The sequence below is a fragment of the Flavobacterium sp. HSC-32F16 genome, from assembly GCF_024171645.1.
Taxonomy (GTDB): Bacteria; Bacteroidota; Bacteroidia; order Flavobacteriales; family Flavobacteriaceae; genus Flavobacterium.
The window spans coordinates 472,767-496,778 of the sequence record NZ_JALKAC010000002.1; the positions used below are offsets into that span (position 1 = coordinate 472,767).

15 protein-coding genes are annotated in these 24,012 nt (G+C 33.8%); 10 read left to right on the forward strand and 5 right to left on the reverse strand.

Translation table 11 applies throughout. The annotated features are described in order from the left end of the window. Positions 1–93 precede the first annotated feature (93 nt). Together L1276_RS08665 and L1276_RS08670 are read left to right on the forward strand one after the other, a co-directional pair. Positions 94–645: a hypothetical protein gene (locus L1276_RS08665; protein WP_253786856.1), complete on the forward strand. Its 552-nt coding sequence runs from the start codon at positions 94–96 to the stop codon at positions 643–645. 51 nt (positions 646–696) lie between these two features. Further along, the gene (locus L1276_RS08670) at positions 697–1,098 is read left to right on the forward strand and encodes a hypothetical protein (protein ID WP_253786858.1); all 402 of its coding nucleotides are present in this window, start codon (positions 697–699) and stop codon (positions 1,096–1,098) included. A gap of 13 nt (positions 1,099–1,111) precedes the next feature. Here L1276_RS08670 and L1276_RS08675 read toward each other — a convergent pair whose 3' ends face one another. Then, complete coding sequence (locus L1276_RS08675; protein WP_253786860.1) at positions 1,112–1,465, reverse strand: hypothetical protein; 354 nt, start codon at positions 1,463–1,465, stop codon at positions 1,112–1,114. A gap of 41 nt (positions 1,466–1,506) precedes the next feature. Next, positions 1,507–2,532, reverse strand: a complete 1,026-nt coding sequence (locus tag L1276_RS08680; protein ID WP_253786862.1) for a LacI family DNA-binding transcriptional regulator — start codon at positions 2,530–2,532, stop codon at positions 1,507–1,509. A gap of 164 nt (positions 2,533–2,696) precedes the next feature. Here L1276_RS08680 and L1276_RS08685 point away from each other — a divergent pair, with 164 nt between their 5' ends. From L1276_RS08685 to L1276_RS08695, 3 genes are all read left to right on the forward strand, one after another. Next, complete coding sequence (locus tag L1276_RS08685; RefSeq protein ID WP_253786863.1) at positions 2,697–5,336, forward strand: TonB-dependent receptor; 2,640 nt, start codon at positions 2,697–2,699, stop codon at positions 5,334–5,336. A gap of 265 nt (positions 5,337–5,601) precedes the next feature. Then, positions 5,602–6,822, forward strand: a complete 1,221-nt coding sequence (locus L1276_RS08690) for a sugar MFS transporter (RefSeq protein WP_253786865.1) — start codon at positions 5,602–5,604, stop codon at positions 6,820–6,822. Beyond that, on the forward strand, positions 6,812–8,677 hold the full coding sequence (locus L1276_RS08695) for an alpha,alpha-trehalase (RefSeq protein ID WP_253786867.1): 1,866 nt from the start codon (positions 6,812–6,814) through the stop codon (positions 8,675–8,677). Before L1276_RS08690 ends, L1276_RS08695 begins: the two co-directional genes overlap by 11 nt. A gap of 145 nt (positions 8,678–8,822) precedes the next feature. Here L1276_RS08695 and L1276_RS08700 read toward each other — a convergent pair whose 3' ends face one another. Further along, a complete protein-coding gene (locus L1276_RS08700; RefSeq protein WP_253786869.1) occupies positions 8,823–9,797 on the reverse strand; it encodes a polyprenyl synthetase family protein in 975 nt (324 codons plus the stop codon). 267 nt (positions 9,798–10,064) lie between these two features. Between L1276_RS08700 and L1276_RS08705 the strand changes: the two genes are divergently transcribed. The 5 genes from L1276_RS08705 to L1276_RS08725 all read left to right on the forward strand — a co-directional run bounded on the left by L1276_RS08705 (position 10,065) and on the right by L1276_RS08725 (position 17,045). Continuing rightward, on the forward strand, positions 10,065–10,586 hold the full coding sequence (locus tag L1276_RS08705) for a YceI family protein (protein ID WP_012023345.1): 522 nt from the start codon (positions 10,065–10,067) through the stop codon (positions 10,584–10,586). 108 nt (positions 10,587–10,694) lie between these two features. Then, on the forward strand, positions 10,695–11,294 hold the full coding sequence (locus tag L1276_RS08710; protein ID WP_253786871.1) for a TetR/AcrR family transcriptional regulator: 600 nt from the start codon (positions 10,695–10,697) through the stop codon (positions 11,292–11,294). A gap of 91 nt (positions 11,295–11,385) precedes the next feature. Further along, positions 11,386–12,720 carry a TolC family protein gene (locus tag L1276_RS08715; protein ID WP_253786873.1) on the forward strand — a complete coding sequence of 445 codons (1,335 nt, stop codon included), beginning with the start codon at positions 11,386–11,388 and terminating at the stop codon, positions 12,718–12,720. A gap of 9 nt (positions 12,721–12,729) precedes the next feature. Next, positions 12,730–13,797 (forward strand): efflux RND transporter periplasmic adaptor subunit, encoded by a 1,068-nt coding sequence (locus L1276_RS08720; RefSeq protein WP_253786875.1) that lies wholly within the window; start codon positions 12,730–12,732, stop codon positions 13,795–13,797. Positions 13,798–13,868: 71 nt separating this feature from the next. After that, positions 13,869–17,045 carry an efflux RND transporter permease subunit gene (locus tag L1276_RS08725; protein ID WP_253786877.1) on the forward strand — a complete coding sequence of 1,059 codons (3,177 nt, stop codon included), beginning with the start codon at positions 13,869–13,871 and terminating at the stop codon, positions 17,043–17,045. 94 nt (positions 17,046–17,139) lie between these two features. On the opposite strand, the gene L1276_RS08730 is transcribed toward L1276_RS08725, so the two are convergent. Continuing rightward, entirely contained in the window at positions 17,140–19,755 is a 2,616-nt protein-coding gene (locus L1276_RS08730; RefSeq protein ID WP_253786879.1) for a T9SS type A sorting domain-containing protein, read from the reverse strand. A gap of 283 nt (positions 19,756–20,038) precedes the next feature. Then, positions 20,039–23,893, reverse strand: a complete 3,855-nt coding sequence (locus L1276_RS08735) for a T9SS type A sorting domain-containing protein (protein WP_253786881.1) — start codon at positions 23,891–23,893, stop codon at positions 20,039–20,041. Positions 23,894–24,012 lie beyond the last annotated feature (119 nt).

Here is a 24,012-nt window from a genome sequence, read left to right on the forward strand (position 1 = left end):
TTAAATAGAATGGCAAAAGTACAACAATCGCCTTTATTTAAATCTTTTTTTTACGTACTTTTACGTAAAAATTTGTTAAAATAAACGTTAACTATGAATAAAATTCAATTTTCAATCGATTGCAAATATTTTTTTGTGATTTTGGCAGTCTTATTCTCCAGTTATGCACAGGCACAGCAAACGTATGTTATTGATAACAAAAACAATTTTTGGGACAAGGTTCAGTTTGGAGGCGGACTCGGTTTAGGAATTGGTTCCGGCTATACTGATATTTCTGTAATGCCAAGTGCTATTTATAATGTTAACGAAATTGTTTCCGTTGGAGTTGGTTTACAATTTGGTTACTTAAATTCAAAAGACTATTACGAATCTTATGTGTATGGCGGAAGTTTAATCGCACTCGTAAACCCAATTCCAGAAGTTCAATTATCGGCAGAATTAGAACAGGTTCGCGTTAATACCGATTATAAATCTACACCTTATATGACAAGTTATTCAGATAACTTTTGGAACACCGCCTTATATCTTGGAGCAGGCTATAGAACTGGAAATGTCACAATTGGCGCTCGTTACGACGTATTATATGATCCAGATAAAAGTCTTTATGGATCTGGGTTTATGCCTTTTGTTCGTGTTTATTTTTAGAGGGGCTAAGGTTCTAAGATGTTGAGATACTAAGTTTTTAATATTTTTTATATGATAGAGCCTAAATTTAGGTGTGGAACAAGAACTGCTATTGATAAAGTGGCAAAAGAATTAAATATGCCTCTTGACGATTGCATGCAAGATTGGCCTTATGAAGTTGCAAATTCAAATGAAATTGATAAATATATTAGTCATTATCGAAGATTAGGCGATGATGAAAAATTTGTTCTTATGCAGGCTATTATTCAAGCCAATGAAGATCAAAGAGAAGAAGAATCTTTTTTAAAATACTGGATAGTAATACAAGATTTATTAATACAGGATTTTCATATTCATGAATATACCGTTTACTATTGGTCTTGCTTTGACAATGAAAATATAGAAGACTGCTGGAAAATTAGCCCTTTTATGAGAGAACTTTTTGTTAAAAAGCTTAGTATCTTAGAACCTTAGGAACTCAGCACCTTTATCTGTAATGATTTCGAAACCACACTTTCTGCCATTCTCTTTTTAAAATTAAAAAAGCAACCTGCTCAGCTAAAATTACCAAATCTGATCCATCTAGTTTTTTGATTTCGATTTCAGAAACATCAATAATATAAAGCAGATTCAGATATTCAGCAAACTTGTACTGAATCATTCTGTAGATTTTTTCGTGAAGCTGGATTTTTAATTCTTCGGGAGAAATACTAAGTGGAAAATCAATTCCTTCATTCGCCAGATTAAAATCTTTATTGATTTGCTCAATCAGGCTTAAATATAAATTTTCTCTTTCGGCATCAGCCAATAAAAAATCGGTATTTTCAGGAATTGGAAACATTGATGCTTTTTAAGAATTGAGGCAAAGTTAAAACTAAAAAATCATTTAACCGTTGATTCTCTTTCAATGATTCTTGTTGGAAGTTCTATAATTTGATGCGTTACCGGTTTATGTTCTTTTATGTCGGCAATTTCATCAATTAAAATAGAAACGGCGGTATGTCCCATTTCAAATCCGGGCTGATCAATTGTCGTTAATTTAGGCGAAATTACCGTACTCATAAACCAGTTGCTAAAGCCAAAAACCGCCACCTGATCCGGTGTTTTTATTCCCGCTTCATTAAAATATTTAATAATCCCGATAGCGACTAAATCTGTAATGGCAAAAATAGCGTCGATATCCGGATGTTCGTTCATGATTTTTTGGGCATTTTCGTAACCGTCTTCAAAATCTGTATTGTTGTCGCAAACGTAAACCAATTTCGAATCGTACTCAATTCCATGCGCTTCGAGCGCGCGTTTATAGCCTAAAAAACGATCAATAGAATTTTGAGGAACATACGAACCTCTAAAATGAGCGATTTTTTTATAGCCTTTATTTATAAGATACGTAACAGCATCATAAGCTGCTTTAGCGTCATTAATAACCACTTTAGAACAATCTACCCTTTTCGCAATTTTATCAAACAAAACAACCGGAGTATTTTTTCGGATAGCTTCATTAATATGAGAGAAATCATCGGTTTCGTTCGAAAGAGACATTAAAACGCCGTCAACTCGCTTTTGAATCAATAAAGCAAGTTGCTTTTTCTCCATTTCGTATTTTTCATTTGATTGCAGAATGATAACCAGATAACCTCTTTTTTCAGCTTCTTCTAAGATACCGTTTAAAACGCTCGAAAAAAAATGGTGAACGGTTGCGGGGATAATGACACCAATGGTTTTGGTTTCGTTGGTTCTTAAATTAACCGCTACAGAATTAGGCATATAGTTCATCGTTTCGGCCATTTCGATAACTTTGGCGCGTGTCGATTTGCTAATGTCTGTATATCCCTTTAACGCTTTTGAAACCGTTGTAACCGATATTCCTAAGGCCGAGGCTATATCTATTAATTTTGTATCATTCATGAAATAAATGTACTAAAAAATAAACTGCAATGATGAAAAATTAATTTCCGAAAACGTTTTAGGTGATTTCGAAAACGTTTTCGATTTTTAATTCTTATATTCCTTATAATTTGTTTTTAAGTTTGACAGTGATAACCATAATTACTAACTAACCGAACAAAAAAATGAAAAAGCTGCACCATTATTTAGGTACATTATTTTTAATGTTTTGCCTATTTTTTTTACCAAATAATCTGTTTGCCCAAAATACAGCTAAAGTTTCCGGAAAAGTACTCGACGATAGCGGTGTAACAATTCCCGGAGCAAACGTAACACTTAAGGAAACAGGAAAAAGCACCGTTACAGATGAAAACGGAGGATATTCTTTCTCAAACATCGAAGCAGGAACCTACACTATTATGGCAACAAATGTGGGTTACAAAACTTTCGAGAAAAAAATTGCTGTAAAAGAAGGCGAATCTTTAGAAGTAAGTTTACTTCTTGAAGGCGAATCTCAAAGTTTAAAAGAAGTTGTAGTAACGGGTTCATCTGCTCCAAGATCTAAGCTTGAATCGAGCGTTGCCATTACCACAATGGGGGCCAAAGCGATAGAAGACAGAGCACCATCAAGCACGGCGGCGTTATTACAAACTATTCCCGGATTTGTGGTTGAAGCATCTGGAGGAGAAATTGGAAATAACCTTTTTGCAAGAGGAATTCCGTCTGCGGGAGCATATGAATATGTACAAATTCAGGAAGATGGATTGCCGGTTTTTGAAGATGGTGCGTTACAATTTGCCAACGCCGATACATTTTACAGACTTGACGAAACAGTAAGTAAAATGGAAGCTGTTCGTGGAGGTTCTGCCTCAATTTTTGCCAACAATGCTCCTGGGGGAATCATCAATTTTATTTCGAAAACAGGTCAAAATGATTTTCAGGGAAGAGCAAAATTCACCACTTCAGATTACGGAATGTTTAGAACAGATCTTAATTTATCTGGCGCTTTAATTCAGGATAAATTGTTTTTCAATGTCGGCGGATTTTACAGAGCTGATAACGGAGTAAGAAATACTGGCTTTACAGCTAATAAAGGCGGACAAATCAAAGGAAACATTACGTATAAATTTGACGACAACGATTATTTAAGAGTTAACTTCAAACATCTTGATGACAGAAATACATTCTATTTGCCAATTCCTTTAAAAAGCAATAACGGAAAAATTGAAGGAATTCCGGGATTTAACCCAAATTATGGAACTTTAACTTCAGTTAATTTCAGTCATTTAAATGTTCCTCAATATGGAGGCGGGACTTTCAGCGCAGATTTAGAAGATGGTTCACACCCAGTTATCAACTCAATTGGAGCTGAATTTAAAAAGAAAATATCTGATAAAGTAACTTTCAAAAACGCTTTCAAACAAACGAACATTGATTTAAACTACAATGCTATTTTTCCTAATGGCGGGCCTTGGACACAAGATGCTTATGCAACAGATGTTCAAAATACAACTGCCGGAAATCTTGCTTATACTTACGTAGATAATGGTGCTGTACTTGATCCAAATGCTTTAATCATGAGAGCAGATCTTTGGCACATCCAAAAGAAAATGAACAATTTTGCTAATAATTTCTCTTTTTCTTTTGATTTAGATCCTGTGAAATTAACAGCTGGTTACTACTATTCTAACTGGAAATCAAACCAATACTGGAACTGGAATTCCTATTTAGTAAGCGTTTCAGACAATCCGAGATTATTAAACGCGACCGATAATACAACTGGAGTAGAGCATACCTGGAATGGTGTGGAAAGAATTACCTGGTTAGAAAGAGACGCACAAACAAAAGGTCTTTTAAATGATGTTTATGCTGATGCCGAAATTAAAGCTACAGATAATTTGACTTTCAATGCAGGTTTAAGATACAACAAAGACAAGTATTCCGGATACAGAGACAACGCCAGATTTTTTGCCGAAGATTTAGGAATTTTAGACAACAATACGGCTGACGATGCGGTAACAACTGTAAAAGGAAATCCCTATACGTACTGGAGATATGATGTAAGCGAATGGTCGTATACTGCAGCTGGAAACTACAAATTCAACGACAATATGGCTTCATACGTTCGTTACAGCCACGGTTTTAGATCTCCAATTGAAGAATCATTTTATGATAATGCAGCCGATTTAAGCAAACTGGAAAATACAGAAGTAAATCAGTTTGAATTAGGTTACAAATATTCAAGTTCTTTCTTCTCTGTAAATGCGAATTTGTTTCACATGAATTTGAAAAATGTTGCTTTCACCGATATTTTATCTGATGGATCTTCAGAAAATAAATTTGCCGACGTAAACAATATTGGTCTTGAAGTAGAAACCAATGCAAGATATGAATTCGTAAAGCTGAACTTTACATTCACGGTTCAAAAACCAGAGTACGATAACTTTACAGGGACAAACGCCGACGGTTCTGCTTTTGATTTTAACGGAAATACGGCACGAAGAATCCCGAAATTTTTCTGTAACCTAAGACCAGAAGTTGATATTACAAAAGATTTTACAGCTTATGTTCAGTTTTCTTATTACGATAAAAAATTCACGAATCAGGATAACAGACAAGTTTTACCGGCTTACAAAGAAGTTGGAGCGGGTTTAAATTACACATATAACAATCTTCGTTTTGCAGTAGATGCTTCGAATTTATTCAACGAAATTGGTTTAACAGAAGGTGATCCAAGACAAACAACATCTGCAGCAAGCGATGTGTTTATGGCAAGACCTATTTTAGGACGCGCATTTAGATTTTCTGTAGCCGTTAATTTCTAATCTAAATATACGCAAAGTTACTGTAGAGGCGCACAGTAGTGCGTCTCCGCACAGTAACCACAACGAAAAAAAAATAACTAAACACATAGAAACATAGATTTTTTATAACTTAAAAAAGAGCAAAAAAGAAACTAGTTTCCACACGTAGTTATCTATGTGAATTAATGCAAGTGAAACGCCTTTTAACGTAAAGTAAACTATGTTTCTATGTGTTAAATTCCCGCACAGTAACCACAAAGAAAAGCATAGACAAACAAATAAAAAAATGAAAAACCTCGGAATTAAAATCTCACTTTACCTCAATTATTTTGTCTTTGCTATTTTATTAAACAGCGTAGGAATTGTGATTTTAAAATCGCAGAAAAATTACGGAGTCGATGAAGTTCAGGCGAGTATTTTAGAGGCTTTTAAAGACATGCCAATTGCTATTGTATCCTTTTTTATAGCCTCTTTTTTGCCTCGAATCGGCTATAGAAAAGCGATGTTAACAGGATTGGGTTTGGTGACTTTAGCCTGTATCTCTATGTATTTTGGAAACTCATTTGATAATGCTAAAATCCTTTTTGCCACCGTTGGAGTTTCATTTGCCCTGATAAAAGTTTCCGTTTATTCGTTAATAGGAACCGTAACCGAAACCAAAAAAGAACACAACGCTTTAATGAGCAGTATCGAAGGTTTTTTTATGGTGGGAATTGCGCTGGCTTATTTTTTATTTCCGGCTTTTAATAACGAAAACGATCCCAATTCATGGTTAAACGTCTACTGGTTATTAGCGGGATTATCGTTTGTGTCGTTCCTGTTTTTACTCTTTATAAAATTTGAAGAAACCGAAGTTGCGGCAGGAGCAAATCTCAAAGATGATTTTTTGCAGATGTTCAAATTAATGGCAAAACTGTTGACGGTTATTTTTGTGATCAGCGTGTTTTTATTTGTAATGATCGAGCAGGGAATCCTTTCATGGCTGCCCACATTTAATACAAAAGTTTTACATCTGCCTGAAAACATCAGCATAATGATGGCCAGTATTTTGGCCATTTCATTAGCAATAGGAAGATTGATAGCTGGCATTGTAACCAAAAAAGTAAATTGGATCTATGTTTTAAGTGTGTGTATTATTTCAGCCATGTTAATTGTTGTTTTTGTACTTCCAAAAACAGTCGGATTAGAAGTAAAAAACATTAATACACTTTCAGATATTCCATTAATTGGATTTGCATTTCCTTTAATAGGATTATTTATTGCGCCCATTTATCCGTTATTAAATTCAATTGTATTAAGTGCTTTACCAAAGAATTTACAAAGTTCCATGACCGGATTAATCGTGATTTTTTCTGCTCTTGGCGGCACATTAGGATCCAGAATTACAGGCTGGCTTTTTAAAAATGAAGGACCCGAAAAGGCCTTTTATTTTACCCTGATTCCAATGACTTTATTACTGATTTCCTTTTTTATTCTAAAAAAAATAACTGCAAAAGATGAAATTTAAACTACATATAACCCAAACCATCGAAAAACTATTGGCTCAGGAAGATACTGACGGCGATAAAAAAATTACGATAGATGACAACGGTCCAAAGAAGTTTTTATTGAATGATGAAAACGGAAATTCGGCGGTAATTGAAGGGACATATCAGCTTTCAAACTTATTGCAGGAACTGGCTTTGGCTAAGAAAAACAATACCGAATTTGCCTCAATAGATTTAAACGAAATCACCGAAGATCCAGTAAAAAGAATTTCAAGAAAAATTAAAGATTTGTATTGGAGAGGTCTTACACGAACAATTGACGCAACGGGAGTAAAGAAAATTCTGGAAGACGACAAAATCGACAATGAATTTGCTTATTTATATGTGCCTTTTGGCGACGAAATTGTTTTTGACTATTTCAAGAAATTAGAAGCCGCAACTCCAAAATTAAAAGTGGTGCAGATGCCTAAAAATATTACTCCTGAATATGTTTTATCGCTAAACAAAAAACCGGGAATTCTGGCATTGGCACTTCAAATAAAAAACAATGAAATCTCTGGCGTTCCGTTTGTGGTTCCTGGTGGAAGATTCAACGAAATGTACGGCTGGGACAGTTATTTTATTGCCAAAGGACTTTTGATTGATGATAAAATTGAGCTTGCTTTAGGCATTGCCGAGAACTTTAAATATCAAATTGATCATTACGGAAAAATTTTAAATGCCAACCGTAGTTATTATTTAACCCGTACCCAGCCGCCACTTTATACGTCGTTGATTATAGATGTTTTAGAAAAGTCGAATCCGGATATTTTTTGGATAGAAAGGCATTTAAAAACGGCTATAAAAGAGTACCAGACCGTTTGGATGGAAGAAGGGAAAAGGCTTACGGCTAATGGTTTAAATCGTTATAAAGCAGAAGGAATAGGGCTTCCGTTTGAGGTAGAAGAAGGACATTTTGATGATATTCTGAAACAGTTTGCGCCAAAATATAATCTGTCTACACGCGAATTCGAAAAGAAATATCTGGAAAGGGAAGTAGTTGATGAAGAACTAGATAAATACTTTATTCACGATCGAAGCATGCGCGAAAGCGGTCATGATACCACCAATAGATTAGTTGGGATTTGCGCTAATTTAAATACCGTTGCAATCAATAGTTTACTTTATAAATACGAAACAGATATTGCATTTTTGATTCAGAAATACTTTAAAAACGAATTTCAATACTTTGAAGATAAATCCTTTTCAAGTGAATACTGGCTTTCAAAAGCATCCACGAGAAAAGAAAAAATAAACAAATTGTTGTGGAATCCTGAAAGCGGAATTTATTTTGATTATGATTTTGTAAACGAAAAGCAGCATGTTTTTGATGCTGCGATCACTTTTTATCCGCTTTGGGCTAAAATATGCACGCCGGAACAAGCCCAAATTTTGGTAAAAAAAACACTTCCGCGATTTAAAATGAAAGGCGGAATTGCCGGAAGCACTAAAGAATCCATTGCTGGCGTTGATGAAAATGCGCCAATACGTCAATGGGATTATCCGTTTGGCTGGGCGCCGCATCAAATGCTTTTGTGGGAAGGTCTGCTAAATTATAATTTTAATGAAGAAGCGCAGGAAATGATCTATCGCTGGCTTTGGCTGATTACCAGAAACGCAGTTGATTATAACGGGACGATTCCGGAAAAATTTGATTTATCGATAAGTTCACATAAAATCTTTGCCGAATACGGAAATGTGGGAACCGAATTTAATTATATAACCGAAGAAGGTTTTGGATGGATGAACGCTTCTTATCAATTCGGTTTAACGATTTTGAAAGACGATTTAAAACAAAAATTATCAGATTTGGTTGATCCGGATGAACTTTTTTAATACCCATAAACGATAAACCCGACAGGTTTTTAAAACCTGTCGGGTTTACTATATGTAGTTTTTCGCCACGAATTACACGAATTTTCACTAATTTAATTATAATGAATAATTCGTGGAAATTTGTGTAATTCGTGGCAAACAAAAATTAAACTTTCCTACCCATTAAATTCTCGCCAAAAGTTCTCAGAATATCTTTTTTCTCAGCGTTAATTTCCATTTTTTCTAAAGTTTCAAAAGCTTTAAAAGTGTACATTTCAATTGCTTCCTGAGTTGATTTTGAAGCTCCTGATTCGTTAAAAATAGTTTTTGCAGTTTCTATTTTTTCTGAATTATCTTCTAATTGTAAGCTGAATAATTTTTGTAATTCTGAAGCTTTTTCTTCAGATGAAAATTCTAAAGCTTTTAAGTATAAATAGGTTTTTTTGTTTTCGATAATATCTCCGCCAACTTGTTTTCCAAAAGTCTCCGGATCTCCAAAAGCATCTAAATAATCATCTTGTAGCTGGAAAGCCAAACCTAAATTCAATCCGAAATCATAAATTAAGTCAGCTTCTTTTTCAGAAGTTTTAGCTACAATTGCACCCATTTTCATTGCGGCAGCAACCAAAACAGCGGTTTTATATTGAATCATTTTTAAATATTCAGGAATCGTCACGTTGTTTCTTTGTTCAAAATCAACATCCCATTGCTGTCCTTCGCATACTTCGAGTGCTGTTTTGCTGAAAAGCTTCGCTAAATCTCTAAAAACTGCCGGTTCATATTGTTCAAAATATTGATAAGCCAAAATAAGCATGGCATCGCCGGAAAGAATCCCGGTATTTAAATTCCATTTTTCATGAACCGTAACCTGTCCTCTTCGTAAAGGCGCGTCATCCATAATATCATCATGAACAAGCGAAAAATTATGAAAAACTTCAACTGCCATTGCAGCCGGAAGAGCCACTTTATAGTTAGTATCAAAAACTTCTGCAGCCATTAAAGTAAGTACCGGACGCATACGTTTTCCGCCAAGTCCTAAAATGTATTCAATAGGTTCGTAAAGATTTGTGGGTTCTTTGTGTATGTTTTGATTTTTAAGATAATCAATAAAAAAATCCTGGTACTGGCTAATATCGTGCATGATGTAATTCTGATTTGCGAGCCTCAAAGATACGATTCATTATGAATTATTTCTTTTTTAAAATTTTTAAATAATGAGTTTCCATTCAAAATCACTCTTAAAACCATTAATTATTAAGGGGTTAAATTTATTTTGAAAAAACTTGGAAACTTTTTTGGTATTTAGAGTTTCCTGATTATATTTGCATCGTTATTTGGAAACTAAGAACACTGTAAAAGTTTCCATTAGAGTTTGGATAATTTATAAACTCATTTAAATCAAATATTTATGAAAACAACATGGACCTTAGATTCTACTCAATCAGATGTTTTAATTAAAATGAGACATTCGATAATTGCTTATTTGGGAGGAACAACAAACAAATTTGGCGGTTATGTGAATATTGAAGATAATGAAATTGAAGATGCATCGGTTGAGTTTTCACTGGATATTAATAATAAAACAGAAAGCTTTCAGCAAATTGATACCAATTTACAGCTTCAGGACTTTTTTGATGTAGATGAACATCCAATCATCAGTTTTAAATCGACTTCATTTCAAAAGATAAATAATAACATTAATTTCTTTAAAGGCGATTTAACGATAAAAGATGTTACGAGAGTTGTAGAACTTGATGCAGAGTTTATTGGTGTAAATACTTACAACGGAGAGAAAAAAGTTGCTTTTGAAATAAAAGGGGATATTAAACGTCAGGATTTTGGTTTAGACTATAATTCTTTTCATCATAATGGAGGTTTGGCGCTGGGAAAAGACATTAAGTTAATTGCCAATTTAGAATTTAGTATATAATCTTACATGATTATTAATTTAATGTAAAATTATTACAAATAAGATGGAAACTATTTTTTTAGATTTTAGTTTCCTGGCTATATTTGTAAGACAATTGGGAAAATTAAAATGAAAGAGAAAATAATAGCAAAAGCAAGTGAACTTTTTTTGAAGCTTGGTTTTAAGAGTGTTACAATGGATGATATTGCAGGAGAAATGTGTATTTCAAAAAAAACGATTTACAAATATTTCTGTAATAAAGAAGTTTTGATTGAAGAAAGCACTTCTATGGTTCATAGTCAGGTTCATGAAATTATGGATACTATTATAGCTAAGAATTATAATGCTATTCATGAAAATTTTGAGATTAGAGAAATGTTTCGTGATATGTTTAAAAACAACATTGATACTTCTCCAATTTACCAGCTGAAAAAACATTATCCTGAGATTTACCAAAATATCCTTTCAATCGAAATTGATCAATGTACGCAGTGTTTTAAAGATAATATTGATAAAGGAATTCAGGAAGGACTTTACAGAAGTGATTTGAATGTAGAAGTTTATGTGAAGTTTTATTATACACTAATTTTTCATATTAATGAAAATACGGTTTCAGAAAGCGAAGCACAAAGAATAGAATTAGAAGCATTAGAATATCATACTAGAGCAATGGCTACTGAAAAAGGAGTTGAAGAACTAGAAAAGCAATTAAAACGAATTAAAAATTAACCATTCTAAAAATTGATCGTCATTTTTCTGGGAGAGGGTAAAGAATAGATGACGGTCCCATCTCAAATTTTAAAAATAAATAGTAACACTTATGAAAAGAATCTTTCTTATAGTTTTGTGTACAATAGGCTTTTCTGCCGTCGCACAAACCACTACTTTAACTCTGAAAGACGCCGTTAGCTACGCACTTGTAAATAAAGCCGATGCTAAAAAAGCAAAACTTCAGGTTGAAAACAGCGAATACAAAATTCAGGAAGTACGCTCAAGAGCATTGCCTCAAATTTCTGCAAACGGAAATTTAACGTATAATCCGGTAATTCAGACTACAGTAATCGACGGAGCGGGATTTGGTGCGCCGGGAACTACAATTCAGGCAGCATTTGGTCAAAAATGGACTTCGACTGCAGGAGTTTCTTTAACTCAGGCAATCTTTGACCAATCTGTTTTTACAGGATTAAGAGCAGCAAAATCTACTCGTGAATTTTATCAAATAAATGATCAGTTAACAGAAGAGCAAGTTATTGAAAGAGTTGCAAATAACTACTATTCCGTTTATGTACAAAAAGAAAGATTGGTTTTATTAGACAGTAATTACGTAAACACAACAAAAGTTCGTGATATCGTAAAAGGACAATTTGATAACGGTTTGGCTAAAAAAATTGACTTAGACCGTATAGTTGTAAAGATGTCTAATATCGATACGGAACGTCAGCAGATTAAAAATCAAATTGCTTTACAGGAAAATGCTTTAAAGTTTTATATGGGAATGCCTATTGAAACTCAAATCGATATGCCAAAAGAAGAATTTGAAGTATCTCCAGTAGCTTTTACTCAAGAACCTAATATTGAAAACAGAACTGAATATTTGATTTTGAAAAAACAAGAAGAGCTTTTAGTTCTTAATAAAAAAGCAGTTCAGGCTGGATATTACCCTACACTTTCATTAACTGCAGGTTACAATTATATTGGACAAGGTCCAGAAATGCCTTGGTTTGCAAAACCTTCTAAAGGAGTTTATTGGTCAGATTTCTCGGCAATTGGATTGAATTTACATGTGCCAATATTTACAGGTTTTGGAACTCGTGCTAAAGTAAGACAGGCTGATGTTGAAATCAGATCGCTTCAGGAAGATATTAAGGATACCAAACTTTCTTTGGATTTAGATTACAGAAATGCAATTACACAAATCAATAATAATCTTGTAACGATAGAGAATCAAAAAGAAAATATGCGTTTGGCTACTGAAATTTTAAGTAATACCAAAAACAATTACCTTCAAGGTTTAGCATCTTTAACCGATTTACTAGATGCAGAAAATGCATCACTTGAAGCTCAAAATAATTACACAAGAGCAGTTTTAAATTACAAAATTGCCGAAATATCTCTAATCAAATCAAAAGGCGAACTTAAATCTCTTATTAAATAACTAATTACAATGAAGAAAATAATTATAACAATCGTAATCATAGCCGTAGCTTTTTTCGGGATTAGCTATATCTTAAATAAAAACAAATCAGAAAACGAAGCTAAAACAGCAGTTGTAGCAGAGAAAAATGCGGCTGTTTCTGTAAAAGTGGCAACAGTAAAAACAGAAGATGTTAATCTTGGTTTTACTGCTAACGGAAATTTTGTGCCAATTCAGGAATTAACTTTCTCGGCTGAAAAATCTGGAAAAGTAATCAGTGTTTTAGCTAAAGAAGGTGATTATGTAAAAGTAGGCCAGACATTATTAACTGTTAGAGGAGATGTTATCAATGTAAGCGCACAACAAGCTCAGGCAGCTTACCAAAATGCAAAATCTGATTACGAAAGATATGAAAATGCTTATAAAACAGGCGGTGTAACAAAACAACAATTAGATCAGGCAAAATTAGCTTTGACAAATGCACAGTCTAACTTGACACAAGCTAATATCAACGTTGGAGATACTAAGGTAAAAGCGCCAATCAACGGATACATCAATAAAAAATATATTGAGCCGGGATCTATTTTAGCAGGTATGCCTGCAACTGCTTTGTTTGATATTGTAAACGTTTCTAAATTAAAATTAACGGTTACTGTAAACGAAAGCCAGGTAGCAAGTCTAAAATTAGGAAACACAGTAAACATTACTGCTAGTGTTTATCCTGATAAAGCATTCTCTGGAAAAATTACTTTTATCGCTGCAAAAGCAGATGCTTCATTAAACTTCCCGGTTGAAATTGAAATTACAAACAATGCTAATAATGACTTAAAAGCAGGTATGTACGGAACAGCAAACTTTGGTTCAAATAACCAAAAACAAAACCTTAAAGTGGTTCCTAGAAATGCATTTGTTGGAAGTGTAAGCAGTAATGAAATCTTTGTAGTTGAAAACAACGTGGCAAAATTGAAAAAAGTAGTTGCTGGAAGAATCTTAGGAGACAAAGTTGAAATCATCAACGGTTTAAATGACGGAGAAACTGTTATCATTACAGGTCAAATCAACCTACAAGACGGAAATACAGTAGAAATTATTAAATAATTTAAAGCATTAAGCTATAAGCCGTAAGCACTAAGCTTATTGCCTAAAGTCTAAAGCCTAAAGCAACAAATATGAAATTAGCCGAAATATCCATAAAACGTCCGTCGTTAGTAATTGTATTGTTTACAATTCTAATTCTAGGTGGATTGTTCAGCTACAGCCAATTAGGCTACGAGCTGATTCCAAAATTCGAAACCAATGTTATTACGGTTTCAACTGTTTATCCTGGTGCTTCTCCAAGTGAGGTTGAAAATACCGTTACAAAGAAAATTGAGGATGCGATTGCCTCTCTTGAAAATATCAAGAAAATTGACTCGAAATCTTATGAGAGTTTATCAGTAGTATCAATTACATTGCTTTCTACTGCCAATGTTGATATCTCGATGAACGATGCACAAAGAAAAATCAACGCAATTCTGAGTGATTTGCCAGATGATGCCGATCCGCCGTCTTTAACTAAATTCTCTTTGAGTGATTTACCAATTATGACACTTGGTGCGAATGGTAAAATGGACGAAGCTGCTTTTTATGATTTGATTGATAAAAAGATTGCGCCAGTTTTATCACGTGTGCAAGGGGTTGCTCAGGTAAACATTATTGGGGGTCAGGAACGTGAGATTCAGGTAAATCTTGATGCTGTAAAAATGCAGGGTTACGGACTTTCAGTTCCTCAGGTGCAGCAGACTATTTTAACTTCGAATCTGGATTTCCCAACGGGTAACATCCAAACTCGTAACCAAAAAATCTTAATCCGTTTAGCGGGTAAATATAAAAGTGTTGAAGAATTAAGAAACTTAGTAGTTTCTTCTCAAAACGGAATTCAGGTTCGTTTAGGAGATATTGCTGATGTTCAGGATACACAAAAAATCGCGGAAAAAATTGCGCGTGTAGATCAAAAAAGTGCAATTGTACTTCAAATTGTAAAACAATCAGATGCCAATGCCGTTGCGGTAAGTGAGCAGTTAGTTAAAACAATTAAAACATTAGAGAGCGATTATAAATCGGCTCAATTGAAATTAGAAGTAGCAAAAGATAGTACTGTATTTACACTTGAGGCTGCAGATTCTGTTGTACATGACTTGTTAATTGCGGTTATTCTGGTAGCATTCGTAATGTTGTTCTTCTTGCATAGTATTAGAAATTCATTGATTGTAATGGTCTCTATTCCTGCATCTTTGATTGCAACATTTATTGGAATTTATTTATTAGGTTACACGCTTAACTTAATGTCTTTACTTGGTTTATCTCTTGTTGTTGGTATTCTTGTGGATGACGCGATTGTTGTATTAGAGAATATTTACCGACATATGGAGATGGGTAAAAGCCGAATTCGTGCTTCTTATGATGGAACTGCCGAAATTGGAGGTACTGTAACTTCGATTACTTTAGTAATTGTGGTGGTGTTCTTACCAATCGCAATGAGTACCGGATTGGTGTCAAACATTATTACACAATTTTGTGTTACGGTAATTATATCAACGATGTTCTCGTTATTAGCTTCATTTACTATTATTCCTTGGTTGTCTTCACGTTTTGGAAAATTAGAGCATATTGAAGGTAAAAATCTTTTCGGAAAAGTTATCCTTGGATTTGAAAGCTATTTAACTCGTTTTACTAACTGGATCTCAAACTTATTAAACTGGTGTTTAGATCACTATTTTAAAACTATTGGAGTCGTTTTAGTACTGTTCTTTGGATCAATCTTCTGGTTAATGGGAGGTGGTTATATTGGAGGAGAGTTCTTCGCATCATCTGATAGTGGTGAATTCTTAGTACAAATTGAGATGCCAAAAGATGCTTCTTTGGAACAAACTAACTTTATGACGCAAAAAGCAGAAGCTTTCTTAAAAGGAGAGAAATATGTTTTCAGCCAGATTACAACTGTAGGACAAACCAGTGAAGGTTTAGGAGCTGCTCAGGCAACTGCTTACAAAGCGGAGATCGATGTTAAGATGATCGAGCAAAAAGACCGTACAGATGACGCCAACGTTTATGCAGCAAAAACGAAACGTAAATTAGAAAAAATATTAGTTGGTGCTAAAGTAAAAACAGTTCCTGTAGGTATCTTAGGAACAGCAGAAGATGCAACTTTAGGTTTGATCGTAACAGGTCCAAACGTAGAAAGTGCTATGAAATTTGCAAAATTAGCCGAAGCTGAATTACGCACTATTCCTGGAACAACTGAGATTAAATTAACAGTTGAAGACGGAAACCCAGAGATTAATGTTCAGGTTGACAGAGATAAAATGGCTGCTTTAGGATTGACTCTTCAAACAGTTGGTTTAACCATGCAGACAGCTTACAGCGGTAATACTGACGGTAAATTTAGAGCTGGTGAGTACGAATACGACATCAATATCAAATACAACGAATTTGACAGAAAAAATATTACGGATGTTAGTAATTTGATTTTCGTAAACAGTGCAGGTCAGCAAATTAAATTAAACCAATTCGCTACAATTACAGAAGGTTCCGGTCCAAGTAAATTAGAGCGTAGAGATAAAACAGCTTCTGTAACCGTACAAGGTCAGAACGTTGGGGTGCCGGCAGGAACAATCGTTACACAATGGCAGGAAAAATTAGATAAACTGCAAAAACCAGTTGGAGTTAACTACATCTGGGGTGGTGATCAGGAAAACCAGTCAGAAGGGTTTGGTACATTAGGAATTGCATTATTGGCCGCTATTATTTTGGTTTACCTTGTAATGGTAGGTTTATACGACAGTTTCGTTCACCCGTTTGTTGTATTGTTTGCTATTCCGCTTTCGTTCATTGGAGTTTTATTTGCATTGGCATTAACAAACAATACCTTAAATATCTTTACCATTTTAGGGGTCATCATGTTGATTGGTCTGGTGTGTAAGAATGCGATCATGCTTGTCGATTATACCAACCAGCGAAGAGCTGCCGGAGAATCGATCAGAACAGCTTTAATCCAGGCAAACCACGCACGTTTACGTCCAATCTTGATGACAACAATTGCGATGGTATTTGGTATGTTCCCAATTGCATTAGCAGCAGGAGCAGGAGCAGAATGGAAAAACGGATTAGCTTGGGTAATTATTGGAGGTTTGATTTCATCATTATTCCTTACTTTGATTGTAGTACCAGTTATCTATGATATTATGGAGAAAATAATTAGAAAATTCTCTAAAGGAGAAAAAATCGACTACGAAGCTGAAATGGTTGCCGATTATGAGCATACAGAATTAAGCGAAGATGGTTTTAATCCTAAACATACCCATTAATTGATTTAATTTTAGACGAAAAATCCCAAATTCTGAAAGGAGTTTGGGATTTTTTATATTAAGGAATTAATTTCTGTATTGAAATTTCTTTCCTTTATTTTTTCACAATCTTAATGGTTTTAGTTTGTCCTTCTGATTTTACTTTTAAGAAATATAATCCGGAAGAAACATTTGATAAATCAATTTCAGAATGTGTGTTGTTGATTTGTTTTGTCAAAATAGATTTTCCTGAAACCGAAATTACCTCAACGTCATCAATATTTGAAGAATTACTGATATTTAAAACATGCTGAACCGGATTTGGATAATATTTAAAATTCGGCAGAACAAAATCATCCGTAGAAAGAGAACCATTTACTTTTGCCGTTACAGCAAGGCGTTCTTTACTTTCAATTCCGTCTACAGTCTGCGAAGCATAATACGTGACACCATCTACTAAAACAGTCGTCAGCGGCAAAGTTGGCTCAACTGTTTTTTTACCAGTTTTGTTACTTGAAGTGCCTTTACTGCTATACCATTTGATATTTTGGCCGTCAACAATAATATCTTCTAAAGTTTGTCCCGATTTAAATTCGAAAACAATTTCTTTTTTTCCATCTATTAATGGTGCAGGAGCTTCGATTACAACATTAAACAAGTTGAAACAGCCATTTGCATCCTGTGCAATAATCTGATAATCACCTGCTGCTAAATTTGAATAAGTAGTATTAACTGAAAATTGATCCAAATTAGGAGAAATACTATATAGAACTTGACCGGTTCCGCCATGAGACTCAATTTTGATAGTTTGATCTTCAACTATTATGTTTGATACTAAAGGAGCAACAGGTTCAGATATTGTAACAACTATCCTTATCTCACAGCCTGCCGTATCTCTTGCTATTATGCTATACGTGCCAGCACTCAGATTGTAAAAACTGTCAAGTGCTGCAAATGGTCCGCCATTAATTGAATAACTATAAGACGGTTGACCACCGGATGCTTTAACTATAATCACTCCTGTATTTTCTCCTTTACAGCGTATGTTTTGCTGCTCAGATATGATTACCAGAGAAGGTGTCTGCTGCACTTCTACATAAGTATTTGCTGTATTATTTTGAGAATCCCTAACTATAATAACATAACCGCCAATAGATGTGGTAGAATAAATATTAGAATTTGTAAATGTTCTTCCATTATCGAATGAATACTCATAAGAACCGCTTCCTCCACTTGCAGTCACAGTAATTATTCCCGGTACGCAGCTTACCATAGTTGTAGTTGCTTGTGCAATGAGAGGCTCTATATTGATGTCTGATTTTGAAATTATACATCCGTTTGAATCTTTAACGTATATTTTATAAGTTCCTTTTGGTAAATTTTCGAAAACGTTACTATCCTGATAATTTACTAAATCAGCAGAATATTGGTATGAGCCAGTTCCTCCGCCAGCGGTAACAGTAATAGTTTGATTGTTTACTGCCACAGTCGATGTAAGTATTTCAGGTTCTGTTATTGTAAAATTTAATGGATAGGATGTACAACCATAATAATCCTTAACAACTGCCGTGTAAGTGCCGGCAGCTAAGTTGTTAAAAGTATTGCCAGGCTGAAAATTTACTAAATCCAGAGAATATGAATATTGGCCTCCACCTCCTGATGCTGATAATTTTATTGATCCATCATTCGATCCTTTACAAACAGCATTTCGTAGTTCAAACGTAAATGTTGGCGGATTTATAGTAGAAACTACTACAGGTATAGTTATTTCATTATTTTTTCCGTCACGAACTCTTATTACATAGTTTCCCGCTGGTAAATCATGAAATACATTTATAGGAGAAAAATTACTTCCATTAATAGAATAAACATAAGAAGGATTTCCTCCGGCGACTATAACGGTAATCATACCTAAATGATTACAAGTAACAGGTTCTGACTGGGCTGCAGCCGTAAGCGGAGGATAAATTACAATAGGAGTAGTTTGAAATGTACAGTGGTTAGCATCTCTCACAGTCACATTATATGTGCCAGGCAGCAGATTCGCAAAATATTGGTTTTTTTGATAGTCTAAACCATTTAATGAATACTCATATTGTGGTTTTCCTCCCGAGGCAGTAACAATAATTGTATTTTGATTATCAATTATTACATTGGCATTCAAAAGACTAGGCTGTTCTATTTGTACTGGATAAATTGCACTCGCACATCCCAATGCATCTTTTGCTTGAATAACGTAAATTCCAGCAGCTAAATTATGTAATTGCAGAGGATTTAAGCCATCGTTATAAACAGTATAGGGACCTCCATTTATTTGATACGCATAAGGAGCTTTACCGCCAGATGGAATAACAGTTATATGACCATTGTTCATTCCGTTACAATTAACAGGTGTTGTAAGAGGTGTAATGCTTAACTGTCCATAGATTTTTAAATCAAAATAATTTGTTGTAATCGTTCCATTATTATCAATTCTGGCATAAATTGTTTTAGATGAAGCCGAGTTGTTATAGTATGTTGGCTGTAAAATTGCATTGACATTATTAGTCGCATCATCCTGACTTAAATGAAAACTGATAATGGTTTCTGCCGGATTTAAATTGCCAAGCAAAAGAGAGTTGTTGACCGTTAAGTCAAAGTAAGTATCTCCAAAACAATGCTCAATATTATTGACTTGAGCATAAAAGAGATTGGTAAACAGAAAAAGAAAACAGAGTAGAGTTTTTTTCATACGTATAGGTTTGTTAATTGGAGTAACAAATATATACGAAAAAACAAAGTCCTAATAAGTGTAAATCATTTATTGTTAAATAATTGAATATTTAATTGTGTTGAGTTGGAATTTCTATTGAATTTAATTTACAGATGTCATTGAAAAGGTCAAAATTGGAGACTGGTTATTTTTACGAATTCTATTTATATTACCAATTAGCGCACCAGAGAACAGGGCTAAAATGGGACAGATAAAAAAAGCCTTCATTTTAATGAAGGCTTTTTTCTTAAATTTAAAATATTTATTTCTTTATAATTTTAGTTGTTTTCTCCTTTCCTTTAGATGTTATTTTTAAAATATAAATTCCAGTAGAAAGATTAGAAAAATCAATTTCGGTCTGTGTATGGTTAACCTTCTTTATAAGAATTGAATTCCCTGAAGCAGACAAAATTTGAACCTCATCAATTATAGAAGTATTGTTTACGGTTAATATGTTTTGTACAGGATTCGGATAAAATTTGAAGGCAGTAAAATCTGCAGTATTTACTTCCAGAAGATTTTTATTTTCGATTCCTTTAGCTTGTGCTTTATGAGACATTTTATCAGTTGTATCTGGAGGAGTTGTTTCAGAAATAGTAATACTGTTGTATGTCACTCTACAATTTTTGGCATCTTTAACTTTTACAAGATACGTTCCGGAAGGAACATCATTAAAAACATTTGATGTTTGAATGGCTGTGGAAATTCCTGTCTGATTTTCAAGTTCGTAAGTGTAGGGAGCAGTTCCTCCAGTTGCAAAAACAATGATTTTATCATCTGTAATTTCGACAGTTGAGGCTAATATCCTAGGTTCTGTTATTGTAATAACCTGAGTAGAAATACACTGGCCGCTATCTTTTACACCTATTTGATAAGTGCCTGGCGATAGATTTGAAAAGATATTGCTGGTTTGATAAGAGCCATCATTTAATTTATAAGTATATGGGGCTTTTCCTCCAGTTGCTATTGCTCTTATAACCGCATTATTGTTTCCGTTACAATCTATTTCAGAGATAAGAGATGCATTAATTATCACTGTATTAAGAGGAGGAATTGTTGCATAAATTGTTGTAATATTATTTTGAGAATCTTTAATCTTAATAGTGTAATTTCCTGCGGGTAAATTTTTTGCGACATTTGAAATGCCATAATTATTACCACTAAAGGAGTATACAAAAGGCAATTTTCCTCCAACTGTATTTACTGTAATTGTACCTAATGTTACACAGGTAATAGGTGTAACTACGGCAGTAGCCGAAACAATTGTTGAAGAGAGGTTTATTCTGGTTATAGTTTTTAAACAATCTTTAGCGTCCTTAATTACTACAGTGTAGGTTCCTATTGGTAAGTTGGCAAGATTATTAGAAGGTTGAAAAGGTATTAATGTTCCGCCATTCTGATTTTGCAGCGAGTATAAGTATGGGGCAGTTCCTCCGGAAGGAGTAATGACAATTTTTCCGTCATAGCTGTTAATAGTTGTACTGTTTGTAATGGCTATTTTGTATGATATGAAATCAGGTTGTATTATTTTAGCATTAGTTGTTGTAATACATCCGGCAGCATCTTTAACTTTTAAGATATAGTCTCCAACAGATAAATTATTAAAAACATTTGATGTTTTGTATTCATTTCCTATAGAATAAGTATAAGGAGCTATTCCTCCAGAAGCTGTTACAGTTATAGTTCCATCATTGGCTCCATAACAATTTATATTAGTACTTGCAGCAGTTGTAACAGGATTATAAGCTTTTACAAAAATATTAGCTTGGGCCTCACTGCTTGCTGCATCTTTTACTAAAATAGTATAAAGACCTGTGTTCAAATTGTTTAATCCTGTATTACTAGTTGTGTAAGTTGCACCTCTATCATACGAATAAAGGTAAGGAGGAACCCCTCCCGAAGGATTTATGCTTAACGAAGCAAAATTATTTGTGCAGGTAATAGGAGTCCTAACCGCATTTAATAGTATTGGTGATTGAATAACTATATTTACATTATTATTCTCGAAAGTGCATCCCTTTGAATCGATAACTGTAAAGGTGTATGAACCTGGTCTAAAACCGCTCCATGATGTGATTTTTTTGTTCTCAGCAACAATTTCGCCTGTAACATTATTTTTTATATTATAGGTATATGGCCCAGTTCCCCCGGTAGATACGATTGTTATTTTTGTACCAATATTCTCATCTAAAGTTTCAGCAATAACTTCAATATTCATTGCCAGGCTGTTTGGTTCAGAAATGTTTACGTAATGAGGTCTCATGCATCCTATAGCATCTTGAACTGTAATGGTATATAATCCGGCTTGTAAATTATTAAAAACGCTGCTATTAACAAAAGCACCACCATTAAGAGAATAACTATACGGAGAAAATCCTCCCGAAGCATTTACAGTAATTGCACCTGTTGCAGAGCCATTACAGATTACATTGTTTACAGAAATTGTACTTATTAAAACATTTGGCGGAGTAACGGTCAAAGGTATATTTTTTATACATCCTTGTGAATCTTGTACAGATACAATATAATTTCCAGCCAATACATTATAAAAAGTATCGTTTCTTTGATATCCATTCCCTATAGAATACGTATATGGAGCCACTCCTCCAATTACTTTAACCGTCAGTGTTTTGTTTCTATCGCAATCTTCATTCTCAACCAAAGAAGAAGTAATTGTTAGAGGAAGAGGAGATTCTGAAATAAATTGTCTTGTAAACTCACAGTTATTAGCATCTTTTACTATTACGTTATGCACTCCGGGAAGTAACGAAAAGATGTTTGAGGATTGATAAGTTGTTCCATTATCAAATGAATAAACATAAGGAGATATACCACCAGAAGCATTTACAGTTATAGAAGAGGATGAACAATCAACATTTTGATTTATAGTTGCAGACAACGGAATGAGAGGATCAATAACAATTTGATTTGTTACGAAAGTACAATTTTGAGAATCTTTTACTTTAATATGATAAATTCCTGAAGTCAAATTAGAAAAAACATTAGAATTTTGAAAAGGACTGTCATTTATAGAATATTGAAATGGAGCGGTACCTCCTGTTGCAGTTACATTTATTGAAGCATAACTATTACAATCAATTTTTTTTGTCAAATTTGCTGCAGCTGTTAAAACAGGAGCAGGATCTATGTAAATCACACTAGTTGCTTCATCGTTATTAACATCCTTAACTTTTATATAATAAATACCAGGAAATATATTCGAAAATATATTTGAAACTCTGTAAGTAACTCCATTATCAATTGAATACGTGTATGGAGCCTGACCGCCGGCTGCTGTAACCGTTATTACAGCTGTAGGATTATTGCAATTTATAGAAGTTGTTGTTACAGCGGTTATAATTGGACTCGTCGTGGCAATAGTTACGGTTTTTTGTATAACACATCCGTTTGCGTCTCTAACCCATAATAAATGATTTCCCGGTGAGACATTATTAAAAAAATTATTAGACTGGAAATTAACTCCATCCAATGAATATTGATAGGGTAAAGTTCCACCAGTAGTGTAAGCAGTTATTGTTTGATTTTGTATATGAAAGTTAGTTTCCAGCATAACTGGTTCTGTAATAATCGTGTTTACCGTTGTTTCACACCCCAATGCATCAGTAACAATAATACTGTAATAGCCTCCGGGTAGATTATTAAAAACATTAGTATTTTGAACGATCTGCCAATTTAATTTATAAGTAAAAGGAGCTTTTCCTCCAGATGTGTTTATAATTATAGAACCATTTTTTTCTCTGGCACAAGTAACCATGTTTGTTTCGAGCGTTGCAGTTAGAGGATCTCCTACGATTAAATTAAAATAATTCGTCGTAACAACACCATTATATTCTATTCTCGCATAAATAGTTTTAGAAGGGACAGTGCTTACATATTGAGCAGGAGTTTCAATCACATTTACTTTATCAGTTGCATTTTCAAGGCTTTCATAATAAGTTATAACAGCAGGCACCTGATTTACGCTGCCAAGTAATAATGATCTGCTGTTGTGCAAATTAAAAGTAGTTATTCCGGAACAATTAACAAGATCACCTGCCTGAGAATAAAATAAATTGTAAAAGAGTAAAAAAAGAAAACAAAGTAGAGTTTTTTTCATAGTAAAAAATTTGTTAAAATGGACTTAACAAATGTAGATAAAAAACCCAATTCTTAAATAATTATAAAGTAAATATTGTTAAAAAGTTAAAAATTTATTTTAAAATTTAAAATTGAACC

Bases quoted from the DNA above. Each gene is read 5' to 3' on its own strand.
- L1276_RS08690 (WP_253786865.1), top strand. From the start codon at position 5,602: ATGAAAAACCTCGGAATTAAAATCTCACTTTACCTCAATTATTTTGTC.
- L1276_RS08710 (WP_253786871.1), top strand. From the start codon at position 10,695: ATGAAAGAGAAAATAATAGCAAAAGCAAGTGAACTTTTTTTGAAGCTT.
- L1276_RS08695 (WP_253786867.1), top strand. From the start codon at position 6,812: ATGAAATTTAAACTACATATAACCCAAACCATCGAAAAACTATTGGCT.
- L1276_RS08730 (WP_253786879.1), bottom strand. From the start codon at position 19,755: ATGAAAAAAACTCTACTCTGTTTTCTTTTTCTGTTTACCAATCTCTTT.
- L1276_RS08705 (WP_012023345.1), top strand. From the start codon at position 10,065: ATGAAAACAACATGGACCTTAGATTCTACTCAATCAGATGTTTTAATT.
- L1276_RS08725 (WP_253786877.1), top strand. From the start codon at position 13,869: ATGAAATTAGCCGAAATATCCATAAAACGTCCGTCGTTAGTAATTGTA.
- L1276_RS08700 (WP_253786869.1), bottom strand. From the start codon at position 9,797: ATGCACGATATTAGCCAGTACCAGGATTTTTTTATTGATTATCTTAAA.
- L1276_RS08670 (WP_253786858.1), top strand. From the start codon at position 697: ATGATAGAGCCTAAATTTAGGTGTGGAACAAGAACTGCTATTGATAAA.
- L1276_RS08685 (WP_253786863.1), top strand. From the start codon at position 2,697: ATGAAAAAGCTGCACCATTATTTAGGTACATTATTTTTAATGTTTTGC.
- L1276_RS08680 (WP_253786862.1), bottom strand. From the start codon at position 2,532: ATGAATGATACAAAATTAATAGATATAGCCTCGGCCTTAGGAATATCG.
- L1276_RS08720 (WP_253786875.1), top strand. From the start codon at position 12,730: ATGAAGAAAATAATTATAACAATCGTAATCATAGCCGTAGCTTTTTTC.
- L1276_RS08735 (WP_253786881.1), bottom strand. From the start codon at position 23,893: ATGAAAAAAACTCTACTTTGTTTTCTTTTTTTACTCTTTTACAATTTA.
- L1276_RS08665 (WP_253786856.1), top strand. From the start codon at position 94: ATGAATAAAATTCAATTTTCAATCGATTGCAAATATTTTTTTGTGATT.
- L1276_RS08675 (WP_253786860.1), bottom strand. From the start codon at position 1,465: ATGTTTCCAATTCCTGAAAATACCGATTTTTTATTGGCTGATGCCGAA.
- L1276_RS08715 (WP_253786873.1), top strand. From the start codon at position 11,386: ATGAAAAGAATCTTTCTTATAGTTTTGTGTACAATAGGCTTTTCTGCC.